General features: G+C 62.7%; 12 protein-coding genes. 4 read left to right on the top strand and 8 right to left on the bottom strand.

Annotated elements, in window-relative coordinates:
* From gspE to gspG, 6 genes are all read right to left on the bottom strand, one after another.
* Window positions 1–1231, bottom strand: a 1231-nt coding sequence (gspE, locus tag F6S08_RS15680; protein ID WP_315871854.1) for a type II secretion system ATPase GspE, incomplete at its 3' end; no start/stop codon positions are given.
* Window positions 1232–1277: 46 nt separating this feature from the next.
* Window positions 1278–3608, bottom strand: coding sequence for a type II secretion system secretin GspD (gene gspD, locus F6S08_RS15675; RefSeq protein WP_315871853.1), 2331 nt, complete (start codon window positions 3606–3608; stop codon window positions 1278–1280).
* The gene (gene gspM, locus F6S08_RS15670; RefSeq protein WP_315871852.1) at window positions 3605–4114 is read right to left on the bottom strand and encodes a type II secretion system protein GspM; all 510 of its coding nucleotides are present in this window, start codon (window positions 4112–4114) and stop codon (window positions 3605–3607) included. The genes gspD and gspM overlap by 4 nt, the downstream gene beginning before the upstream one ends.
* Window positions 4107–5246 carry a type II secretion system protein GspL gene (gspL, locus tag F6S08_RS15665; protein ID WP_315871851.1) on the bottom strand — a complete coding sequence of 380 codons (1140 nt, stop codon included), beginning with the start codon at window positions 5244–5246 and terminating at the stop codon, window positions 4107–4109. The genes gspM and gspL overlap by 8 nt, the downstream gene beginning before the upstream one ends.
* Entirely contained in the window at window positions 5243–6166 is a 924-nt protein-coding gene (gene gspK, locus F6S08_RS15660) for a type II secretion system minor pseudopilin GspK (RefSeq protein ID WP_315871850.1), read from the bottom strand. Before gspK ends, gspL begins: the two co-directional genes overlap by 4 nt.
* Before the next feature lie 8 nt (window positions 6167–6174).
* Window positions 6175–6624, bottom strand: coding sequence for a type II secretion system major pseudopilin GspG (gene gspG / locus F6S08_RS15655; protein WP_027603442.1), 450 nt, complete (start codon window positions 6622–6624; stop codon window positions 6175–6177).
* A gap of 137 nt (window positions 6625–6761) precedes the next feature.
* Here gspG and gspI point away from each other — a divergent pair, with 137 nt between their 5' ends.
* The gene (gene gspI, locus F6S08_RS15650; RefSeq protein WP_065926129.1) at window positions 6762–7148 is read left to right on the top strand and encodes a type II secretion system minor pseudopilin GspI; all 387 of its coding nucleotides are present in this window, start codon (window positions 6762–6764) and stop codon (window positions 7146–7148) included.
* Between the two features lie 4 nt (window positions 7149–7152).
* On the opposite strand, the gene F6S08_RS15645 is transcribed toward gspI, so the two are convergent.
* Window positions 7153–7551 carry a type II secretion system protein N gene (locus F6S08_RS15645; RefSeq protein ID WP_409999762.1) on the bottom strand — a complete coding sequence of 133 codons (399 nt, stop codon included), beginning with the start codon at window positions 7549–7551 and terminating at the stop codon, window positions 7153–7155.
* Window positions 7552–7652: 101 nt separating this feature from the next.
* Between F6S08_RS15645 and gspH the strand changes: the two genes are divergently transcribed.
* Complete coding sequence (gene gspH / locus F6S08_RS15640; RefSeq protein ID WP_065926127.1) at window positions 7653–8114, top strand: type II secretion system minor pseudopilin GspH; 462 nt, start codon at window positions 7653–7655, stop codon at window positions 8112–8114.
* Window positions 8111–8716, top strand: a complete 606-nt coding sequence (gene gspJ, locus F6S08_RS15635) for a type II secretion system minor pseudopilin GspJ (RefSeq protein WP_315871848.1) — start codon at window positions 8111–8113, stop codon at window positions 8714–8716. Before gspH ends, gspJ begins: the two co-directional genes overlap by 4 nt.
* A gap of 10 nt (window positions 8717–8726) precedes the next feature.
* Here gspJ and F6S08_RS15630 read toward each other — a convergent pair whose 3' ends face one another.
* The gene (locus F6S08_RS15630; RefSeq protein WP_027603431.1) at window positions 8727–9644 is read right to left on the bottom strand and encodes a LysR substrate-binding domain-containing protein; all 918 of its coding nucleotides are present in this window, start codon (window positions 9642–9644) and stop codon (window positions 8727–8729) included.
* A 187-nt stretch (window positions 9645–9831) separates the two neighbouring features.
* On the opposite strand from F6S08_RS15630, the gene F6S08_RS15625 reads away from it, so the two are divergent.
* Window positions 9832–11352, top strand: coding sequence for an ABC transporter substrate-binding protein (locus F6S08_RS15625; RefSeq protein ID WP_027603430.1), 1521 nt, complete (start codon window positions 9832–9834; stop codon window positions 11350–11352).
* The last annotated feature ends 76 nt before the right edge of the window (window positions 11353–11428 follow it).

The following is an 11428-nucleotide window of genomic DNA, read 5'->3' as shown; positions in this document are numbered from 1 at the left end:
CGGTTCGCCCGCTGTAGCCGATCTGGTTGCACTGCGCGCAGCCCACCGGGCGCCAGGTGCCGGGCGCGGCCGGGTCTTCCTGTTTGCAATGCGGGCACAGGCGGCGGACCAGGCGTTGCGCCAGCACGCCCAGCAGTGACGAGGCCAGCAGGAACGGCTCGACGCCCATATCGATCAGGCGGTTGACCGCCGACACCGCATCGTTGGTGTGCAGGGTCGCCAGCACCAAGTGCCCGGTGAGCGAGGCCTGCACCGCGATTTGCGCGGTCTCCAGGTCGCGGATTTCACCGATCATGATGATGTCCGGGTCCTGGCGCAGGATCGCCCGCAGCGCCAGGCCGAAGGTCATGTCGATCTTGGCATTGACCTGGATCTGGCTGATGCCCGGCAGGTCGTATTCCACCGGGTCTTCCACGGTGAGGATATTGCTGGTGCTCGCATCCAGCCGCGCCAGGGCGGCGTACAGGCTGGTGGTCTTGCCGCTGCCCGTGGGCCCGGTGACCAGCACGATGCCGTGGGGCTGGCGGATCAGGGTATCGAGCCTGGCCAGTACCGAGGGCGCCATGCCGAGGGTTTCCAGTTGCAGACGGCCGGCTTGCTTGTCGAGCAAGCGCATCACCACCCGCTCGCCATGCCCGGTGGGCACGGTCGACACGCGAATATCAATCGGCCGCCCGGCCACGCGCAGGGCGATACGCCCGTCCTGGGGCAGGCGTTTTTCGGCGATATCGAGCTGGGCCATGATCTTGATCCGCGACACCAGCGCACCATGCAGCGCCTTGCGCGGCGACACCACATCCCGCAACGTGCCGTCGACGCGGTAGCGCACCACCGAATGGCTTTCATACGGCTCGATGTGAATATCACTGGCCTCGTCCCGCGCTGCCTGTGTGAGCAAGGCGTTGATCATACGAATCACCGGCGCGCCATCCTGGGTGTCGAGCAGGTCGGTGATTTCGGGCATGTCCTGCATCAGGCGGTCGAGGTCGACCTCGTTCTCTGCCGCGCCCACCACGGCGGCGGCGCTGCCCGTATCGGCATAAGCACTGGCGAGAAGGCCGTCGAGTTCATCGTCGCGTACCTGCTCAACCCGCGACTGGCCGAACTGGCGCCGCACTTCGCTGATCGACCAACCGGGGGTGGAGGGGCAGACGGTCAGCAGCATGCCGTCGTCGCCGGGACGCAGGAGGATGCGTTGGGATTTGGCCCAGGCGTAGGGCAGCAGGCTCATACCCCTCTCCCACAGGAATACACATTGGGTCCTGCGTACAGCAGGCTCATGGTCGCGCACCTACAGGCACCGCGCGAATCACCGCCCTCGGCCCCTGCTGCTGCCCGCCCGGAATCCCCTTCTCCACCGCCGGCAACTGCGGCGCCTGCACATCCGGCATCGCCCAGCTGTGTTCCGGCTGGGAATGGCCCTGGGCACGGCGCATGTAGTCATAGCGGTTCAGGGTGATCGCGCGCCCGGCCCCACTGTCGCGGATGATATACGGGCGCAGGAACACCATCAGGTTGGTCTTGGTGACCGCCCGGCGTTCATTGCGAAACAGCACACCCAGCCCCGGAATGCTCGACAGCCACGGCACGGCTTCATTGCTCTGGCTGTAACCGTCCTGGAGCAGGCCGCCGAGGACCATGATCTGCCCGTCGTCGAGCAAAATACTGGTGTCGATCGCGCGCTTGTTGGTGACGATCCCGGCCGACGCGGCGCTGCTGGACGCGCGCTCATCGATGCTGCTGACTTCCTGGTAAATATCGAGTTTGACCGTGCCACCCTCGGAGATTTGTGGGCGCACATTCAGCTTCAAGCCGACCTCTTCACGGGTGACCGTCTGGAACGGATTATTGCTGGTACCGCCGCCACCGGTCACGTAGCTGCCACTGACAAACGGGATAGTCTGGCCAACAAAAATACTGGCCGCCTCGTTATCCAGGGTCAGCAGGTTCGGCGTCGACAGTACGTTGCTGCCGCCTTTGCTTTTAAGCGCGCGGGCCAACACCTTGAGGTCCATGACCTTGCCAATGCCGGGCACATCCACGGTACCGTTGATAAAGCCGAGGCTGAGCCCGCCGGGCAGCACGTCAACGCTGGTCTTGCCATTCAGGTTGAACCCCGCGCCGCCCAGGTTAGTCCCGCCAATCACGCCTTTGCCGGCCAGGTCGCCGCTCTGCCACTGCACGCCGAACTCATTGGCATCGTCCTCGCCGACTTCAACGATAAGGCTTTCAATCACCACTTGGGCGCGGCGCTGGTCGAGCATGTCGATGACTTCACGCAGGTTGCGGTACAGCGGCTCCGGGGCAGAAATCAGCAAGGTGTTGGTGGTCGAGTCGGCCTGGAGGGTCACGCCACCGGCGGTGAAGGCGACGTTTTGCTCATTCGTTTGCCCGCCGGCCTGGCTGCTCGAGCTGCTGTTCGTCTGCGCCGACTCATTGGCGCTGGTGGTACTGCCTTGGCCACTGCCCTGCCCGGTCTGGCTGCCGGAGATATTGGCACCCATTGTGCTGAGGGCCGACCGCGCATTGTCACCGCCACCGCTGTCGCTTTCACCGGTCAGCAAACCGCGTAACGACTGCGCCAGTTTCGCGGCCTGGGCGTTGCGCAGGTACACCACGTGCAAATTGCTTGGGTTGGCTTGGGCGTTATCCAGCTTGTAGATCAAGTTACGCGCCAACTCGGTTCGCTCCGGGCTGCCGGCACGAATCACGATCGCGTTGGAGCGCGGGTCGCCCACCACCGTGATTTTCTGCGTCGGATCGCTGCCCGGCTGCTCCAGCAGTTGCGAGACCATCTCGGCGATATCCACGGCGATCCCGTTTTGAACCTGCACCACGTCGGTGTCGATGGCGCTCGGTGTGTCGATGCCGTCGATAAGCTGCGCCACCCGCGCCAGGTTCTCGGCGTAGTCGGTGACAACGATGGTGTTGTTGCCCGGATAGGCGTTGATCGGGTTGTTTGGCGAAACGATCGGGCGCAGTACCGGGATCAGGTTCACCGCGTTTTCGTATTGCAGGCGGAAGGTGCGCGTGAGCATGCCGCTGCCGCCCGGCTTGTCGGCACTGTAGATCGGCCCGCCGAGCAGCTTGGCATCGGCCTCGGGCACCACGTGCGCGATACCGCCCACATCCACCACGCTGAAGCCCTGCATGCGCAGTGCCGCCAGCAGCATGTCGTAGGCCTGATGCGCCGGCACCTGCCCTTCGGAAACCAGCGTGAGGGAGCCCTTGACGCGCGGGTCGACCAGGAACTGCTGCCCCGTCGCACGGGACAACGCCCGCACCACGGCTTGAATGTCGGCCTCGACGAAATTCAGCGTGACCGGTTGATCGCCCAAGGGTTTGCTCGGCGCCACGCCGCTGTGACCGGCACCGCTGCCACGTGTGGGGTTGGTAACCTTGTGCAAGGGCCGCGACTGCCGTTCGATTTGCACTTGCGCACGCTGCCGGTCTACCAGGGCATCGCCGCTGCGCTGGGTGGTGGCCAGGGGCAGGCCGAGCTCACTGTCCTGGGGTAAATCCGCCGTGGGCTGGGCGCTGCACGCACTCAGTGCGAGCAACAGAAACGGCACAGCCGTACGGACATAATGGGAACCTGACCACTTCATGATGCTTCCTTAGCGCCGTGCATCCGATCCATACGGACGGTTCCTGTGAGAGTGCCTGCCGTGTTGTCGACCGAGGTTTCGCCGGCGCGCTGCAAACGAGCCTCCACCACGTCCAGCGAGAATTGCCCTGGGTCACTCAATAACCAGCCGAGCACCGCATCGGCGGGGGCCGAGTCCAGTGTCAGTTGCCAGGACGCATCCTGGGCCTGTAACCGGTAGTGCCCCGCCAGTCCGGCGGCGTCGAGGGATTGCCGCACTGAGTGTTCAAGGTCCAGCCCGACAGGCGTGGTGACCTCACGAAGCAACAGCGCCAGTGCCTGGCTCTGGGCGCGCAGCTTCGGGGTTTCAGCTTGCCAATAGTCAATGTTCTTGAGCGCTGGCTGGATCAGCGACAGCCAGACCAACAGGCTGGCGAGAAACACCACCGCACCGCTGAGCATGGTTTTTTCCCGCGGGGCCAGCGCTTTCCAGCGCCCTTTGAAGGCCATCAGTCTCGGATTATTCATCGTCGTTTTCCACGCTGGAATCACCCTCTCCCGACGCGGGTTCGGCCATCGCACTCAGCGTCCAGATGCGCTCGTTGCGGTGGGCGGAAAGTCCCGCCTGGCTCAGCGCAGCCTGTACAGCGCCGTCGGCAGCGGGAGTGGCTTCGGCGGTCATCTGCAGCTGCAACTGGCGCTCGCTGAAGGTCAACCGCTGGACGCTGCCGGCCATGAACGGCAGCGCCATGGCGGCTTGCTGCACCAGGTAAGCAAAGTCGTGATTGAGCTGCGCGGGCCCTCCCCCTTGCCGGTTCGCCAACTGCTGGCGAGCCTGTTGCAGAGGGTTGAGAATCACCGGCAGCTCGGGAAATGCGTGCTTCACGCGCTGGCTCATCTGCTGCTTGAGCTGCTGCCCTTGCGCAACCTCGCGGGCGGCGTAAAGGTTGAGCCCGGCCACCCAGACACCCACGGCCAACGCACAACAGCCCAACGCCCGCCCCCAACCGGCCGCCTGTGCAGTGCGCCGACCGACCCCGGCGTGCAATCCCCAGCCAGGGGCAGCGCCGTTCCAGCGCTGATGGTCCACGGGCCACAGCACACTTTCGCCGGTGGCGGCGAGCGCTTCCAGACGGTCCTCAACCAACGGTTCCACCGCCCCATGGGCGAGGGTGAAACGCAGCAGCAACTGGCCCTCTACCACACACCCATTGACCTGCCCGGCCGCTGGCACGGCTAAGCGGTAAGGCGCTGGATACAGGCCGCCCAGCTTCAATCCGTGCAGGCCAAGCAACTGATCAAGGCGATCCAGTACAGCCTTGGGCAGCCAGCTCAGGTGCACCTGTCCATCGGCATCTCGAGCGCTGTGCGCCACATGCATCTGCTCGCTGGGCCCCAGGATCAAGGCCTGCGCAGCGCAGGTAACGGCCGCATCGATACGGGACGCTGACAGCGGCGGAAGTTCAATGCGCGTAAGTACCGTGTCCATGGGGTGAAGGAAACACTCGACGGCCTGAGACTTGACCTGTTGTCCCAGCTGGCCAAGGGTGCTGATGCCGGTATGACTGACGTGCCCCTTGCGGTCCAGTTGCGCGAACTCAAGCTCGGTGTCCGACGTCAAGGACTCCAGCGGCGGCAAGGCAAGACGCAGGCGCGTCATACGCCCAGCCTCGACCAGATCACCCTGGGCATTGCGTCTTCCGGACGATGCAGCAGCGCAGCCAGGTGCACACGGCGCTGATTGCGGCGGGCTTGACCCTGGAGCAGGAACCACTCACTGGTGATCCCGACATTGAGTTCATCCACGTTCAGGTTGGGCAATCGCGCACGGTTAACGAAGTCGCCGCGATTGATAAACCACTGGCCGCGATCGCGCTCGGCGACCAACGCCTTGGCCTGCGCCCAGGACAAACCCGGCACCACCGCGGCCAGCACCTCCGCGCTGGCCGTATTGCTGTTGACCCAGGTGTTGACCGGAAGAATGCTGACGTAGCGCTCCAACCGTGCCAAGACCCGCTCATTGAGGCCTTCGATACCGCGTAATTGATCAAGACTGCGCAGCATCGGCTGGGTGGCGGGTAATGGCGGGGGCGGCTGCCCCACTGTTGAGGCAACCGGCCTATGTGGGTAGGCCGCAATCACGCGTTGGCTGATGCGCTGCGCCAGGCGGGCCTCGACACCGATCATCTCGCACAACCGCTCAAAGCTGCGCATCTGCCCGAGATCAACAGACTCTTGGGCGATTAAATTGCGCAGGTTGAACTTGCCTTGCAGGTCCTCAAGGCGGCCTTCGAATTCGCCGTCCTGAGCGGTGTTGATCGGCCGGGCCCATGGCTGGTCAAGCCGCGTCAGCACATCCTGCTCGCGGGCGTCCCGAAGCAATCGCCGGCTGACTTCCAGGCCGCCCAGCAGTGATGCACTGCCCTGCACTCGCGCCTGCTCGGCCTCAAGTGAACGGGTAAAAACGCTCTGGCGGGTGAGCATGCCGGCGGCGAACACAGCGACCACCGCCGCGATCAGCATCGCGCTGATAATCGCCATGCCGCGCTGTTTCGCCCCTGTGGGCGAGTGTGATTTCATGGCCGCGCTTAGAGCTGCCAGGATCCGATATCGGCATTCACACCGTCGCCATCAGGCTGTCCGTCGGCACCGAGGGAGAAGATGTCGACTTCGCCGTTCGCGCCGGGATTCAAGTAATGGTAAGGACGGCCCCAGGGGTCGTTGGGCAGGCGCTCCAGATAAGAACGCCAGTTGGTATTTTTTGCATCTGCCGGGCGCTCGACCAATACCTTGAGGCCCTGGTTCATGTTGGGATAGGTGCCGTGGTCGAGGCGATAAAGCTTGAGCGCCTGCATCAGGCCGGCAACGTCCTGCTTGGCCGCAATCGCCCTGGCCTGGTCCGGACGGTCCAGCACTTTAGGCACGACAATCGCCGCCAGAATGCCGAGGATGACCACCACCACCATGATCTCGATCAGCGTGAACCCTTGCTGAGCGTGGCGGGCGCGAGGCCCATATTTGATGCGCGCGAAATCCATATCCACCATCCTTGGCTTGATCCTAATTCGGCGCGCAGTGTAACAAAACTAACTATCTGGATAGCAAAAATAATTGGCCGCTGCCCGCGGCTCTCTGAGTGCTACTCTACGGCGTGTTTTTACGCCAAGAGTGACCCATGGAGCTGTCGCGCAAGGAGCAAGGTTTTACATTGATCGAGGTGCTCGTGGCCTTGGCGATCATTGCCGTGGCGATGGCGGCGGCGGTCCGCGTTGCAGGCTTGATGACCCAGAGCAATGGGTTGCTGCGCGACCGCTCGATGGCGCTGCTGTCGGCCCAGGGCAGGCTCGCCGAACTGCGCCTGGAGGGACGCCTGCCCAGGGGGCACAAAGCGTTTGACTGTGATCAGGGCCGCTTGCAGTTGCGTTGCGAGCAGAGCATCGCACCGAGCGCCGATGGACGGCTGATGCGCGTCACCCTGCAGGTGTCGGAGCGCAAGCGCGAGGCGCCACCGTTGGCGCGGGTGGAAACGCTGCTCAACCCGCCGAAGGCAACGCCCCAATGAGCGTTCAGGGTCGGGTCAAGCGCGGTAGCACCACCGAGTCCGGCAGCGTGCTGACCTTAATGCGGGTGTGCTGCGTGCCACGCTCAATCACTACCGCATCGCCCTCGATCGCCGCCAGGCGCACACCCTGGGCCAATGACTCGCCCACCCGAAAACTGCGCGGCGGCCCCTCGTTCAGGCTCAGGATCGCCACCGCCCCGCGCACGCCCGCCATCAGGCCGGAGACCTTGATGTCCACCACCGCCGGCTGGTTGGAAAACCACTGCAACGCCGGGGTATCCGGGCGAGCGGCCAAAACCGGCGGCTCGACTGGCGGCACCTGGGACTCGGCCGATGTCAGCAACACGGAAGACCAGACCAGCCCCCCCGCGAGCGCCGTGGCCAATGCCACTGCCTGCACCATTCGCGGCGCGGTCAAACGAAAAATAGCGACCACGACAAAACCTCCTTGTTGTCCTGCCGGGCAGTCTACAGGAGAGACCCACGACGAAGGAGCGTTGTGTCATGACCAAGGCCAATCAGCAAGGCTTCACCCTGATCGAGTTGATGGTGGTCCTGGTGATCATCGGCATCGCCTCAGCGGCGATCAGCCTGAGCATCAAACCCGACCCGTTGCAATTGCTGCGCAAGGACGCCAACCGCGTGGTCCAGATGCTGCAGATCGCCCAGGCCGAAGCCCGGGCCGACGGCCGCCCCATCACGTGGCGGGCCGACAATAAAGGGTTTCGCTTCAGTCGTCGCAACGCGCCCGGCGAGGGTTGGGATCACTTCATGAGCGACCCGCAACTGCGTCCCCGTGCCTGGGAAACACCCTCGATGAGCGTACGTGTAACCCCCAGGCAACCGGTGGTACTGAATGCCGAATGGTTTGCCTCGCCCTTGCAACTGCAGCTCTCGGATGGCCAGCACCGCCTCACCCTTCACCGCACGGCGACAGGACAAATACGCGTGGCGAACCAACCATGAAAACAGACCAGCACGGTTTTACCCTCATTGAAGTCATGGTGGCGATCATGCTGATGGCCATTGTCAGCCTGATTGCCTGGCGCGGCCTCGACAGCGTGAGCCGTGCCGACAGCCATCTGCAGGCCAGCACCGAGCAAACCGAAGCGTTGTTGCGCACACTCAACCAGCTGGACCGCGACCTGGCCCTGCGCGCCGGCGTTGAACTGAGAACGCCAGCCTTGAACGATGACGAACAGCCCGACGGGCTCGCCGCAATCAGCGTTCGCAGCTCCGACCAGCATGATTTTCAACTGAACGTGATTCGTAACGCAGCCCTTCCCGAAAACGGTCTGCAACGGGTGCGCTGGTGGCTGGAGGGTGACACGCTGTACCGCGCCACATCCGCAGCCAGTGATCGATACCCGTTGCCTGCGCCCAAAAAAGCAGTGGCCGTCTTATCCGGTGTCAGCGACCTGCAAGTGCGCATCTGGGAACCGGGCCAAGGCTGGCGTCAGCTGGCCGGCAACCGTAAAGCCGATCCCATCGGCCTGGAAATCAACATGACCCGCCAGACGCCGCAGGGGGAAGAACGCTATCGGCAAGTGGTGGGGCCGCTGCAATAACCTCATCTTTTCAAAGCCGCTTCGCCTTCGCCAGCTCAGCGATCAGAAAATCCCTGAACGCCGAAACCGCCGCCGGTAGATTGCGCCCAGCCATGCTTTGCAGTTCGATGCGCCGCGCCTGCATGCCTTCATCAAGGATCGGCAAGCATTGCAACTGCTTGTCCGCCACCTGTTGGTGCAAGGTCATTTCGCTGGCCAGGCTGATGCCTCCCTCTTCACGGACGAAACTGTAGAGCGCGGCAACGTAATTGGTGGTCAATACCGGGTCGAACAACAACCCCTGTACGCCGCAACAGATGTCGAAGAGTTGCCGTATCGTAGTGTCGGCCTTGGGTAACGCAATGGGCCAGGGTTGCAACTCGGCGAGGTTGACAGACTCCCGCCCGGCCAAGGGATGGGCATTGGAGACCACGGCAAAAATCGCCCCGCTCAGGACATGTTCGACCTTGATTTCCTTTTGCGGCGTCAGGCTGAACGTCATCGCCAGGTCGGCTTCACCGGAGCGAACCTTCTCGGTCGCTTCAGCGGGCGCACAGACCTCCAACGTAAAATGAATGCCCTGATACTCACGCCTGAACGCGCTGATGCTCCTGGGCATGTATTCCAGGGCAAATCCTTCCGAACAGGCAACATGCACATGGCCCCGTTGCAAGCCGTGCAGCTCGGTAATTTCCAGCACCACCTGCTCGGCCTCAAGCTGCGACTTGCGCGCATACGCCGCCAGTCGCGCCCCCGCCTCGCTGAGCACCATGCCGCGGGCGCGACGCTCAAACAGGCTGGCATCCAGGGCCAACTCAAGCTTGGAAATTTGCCGGCTCACCGCTGATGCCGCCACATTCAGCCGCATTGAGGCCTCGCTGATCGATCCGCATCGGGCGACTTCAAGAAAATAGCGCAGTGCCGTGGACTGCACGCCATACAGCTGCATCGGAGCCCCCAAGGATTGCCTTTTCGGCAAAGGAAGTATCGAAATATTGTGCTTGCGGCATTGATAGCCCTTCCCTACATTCGTGTCCAGACCAAAAAAAACAGCGCCCGACCTTTTCCTCCTCCTTCTACGCATTTGCGATTCGCTGCCCTTTGATTCAACCACTCTCGCCAACGGAGACGACGGCATGGGCATCAAAGGTTTCGCCTGCAGTATCGCGCTGATGGGCCTTATCAGCAGCTTTCCGGCGCATGCCGGCAAAGCCAACGACACCCTGGTTTACGCTTCCGACAGCGAGCCTGAAAACATCAGCCCCTATCACAACGATTTACGCGAAGGCGTGATTCTCGGCCGGCTGATCTGGGACAACCTGATCTACCGCGATCCCAAAAGCGGCGAATACAAACCCATGCTGGCTACCAGCTGGAAGCAGGTCGACGACACCACCCTCGACTTTGAGCTGCGCAAGGGCGTCAAATTTCACAACGGCGACGCCTTCACCGCCGACGATGTGGTGTTCACCCTCAACTACGTGGTGTCGCCCGAAGCGAAAGTCGTTACCGTGCAAAACGTAGACTGGATCAAGGGCGCCGAAAAAACCGGTGACTACAGCGTCCGCCTGTATTTGAAGAAGCCTTTCCCGCCGGCACTGGAATACCTGTCCAACGCCGTTCCGATGTTTCCCAAGCAGTACTTCGAGAAGGTCGGCCTGGCCGAATTCAGTCGCAAGCCCATTGGCACCGGGCCGTATAAAGCCGTGTCGGTGGTGGCCGGCGAAGGCGTGACCATGGAGATCAACAAGGACTACTTCCCGGATAGCCCACAAGGCAAGCCCCATATCAGCCACCTCAAGTTCCGCGTGATCCCGGATGCAGAAACCCGTCTGGCCGAGTTGATGACCGACGGTGTCGACTGGACCTGGCGTGTGACCTCGGATCAGGCGGTCGACCTCAAGGGTATGCCGAACCTGACCGTGACCAGTGGCGAAACCATGCGCATCGGTTTCCTGATTCTTGATGCACGTGGCACCTCCACTGAAAACTCACCGATGAAGAACCTCAAGGTGCGCCAGGCCATCAACCATGCGATCAACCGCAATGCGCTGGCCACGCAATTGGTGGGGGGCGAAGCCAAGCCCTTGCAGGTTGCCTGTTATCCCGGCCAGTTCGGTTGCGATACCACTGCGGCCACGGTCTACGACTATGACCCCGCCAAGGCCAAGGCGCTGCTCGCCGAAGCCGGTTACCCAAATGGCTTCGAGACAGAAATCTTCGCTTATCGCGACCGTGATTACGTCGAAGCCATCATCGGCAACCTGCGCGCAGTGGGCATCAACGCCAAGCTGCGCTACTTGAAGTACGCCGCCCTGCGCGATCAGCAACGTGGCGGCAAGGTGCCCATGTCGTTTCAGGCCTGGGGCTCGTTCTCGATCCTCGACACCTCGGCGTCGGCCGGTACCTGGTTCAAGGGCAATCCGGACGACAATATCAAGGACCCACAAGTCCAGGGCTGGTTGCAGACCGCCGACAATGCCCTCGACCCGCAAGTGCGCAAGGATAACTACCGCAAAGCCTTGCAGCGCATCAGCGAGCAAGCCTACTGGGCGCCGCTGTTCAACTACTCGATGAACTACGCCTACACCTCGGAACTCGCGTTCACACCGTACCCGGATGAGCTGCCGCGTTTCGTCGAGTCCACGTGGAAGTAATACGTAACCGGGCGCACGGACTCTCGTGCGCCACGGACACGTCCTCACACTTGTCATCCATTGGATATGAGGAAAC

The sequence above is a fragment of the Pseudomonas sp. JV449 genome (genome assembly GCF_032424295.1).
GTDB classification, from domain to species: domain Bacteria; phylum Pseudomonadota; class Gammaproteobacteria; order Pseudomonadales; family Pseudomonadaceae; genus Aquipseudomonas; species Aquipseudomonas marginalis.
Note: the sequence above shows the minus strand (reverse complement) of the source record. Positions and strands in the feature narration are given on the sequence as shown.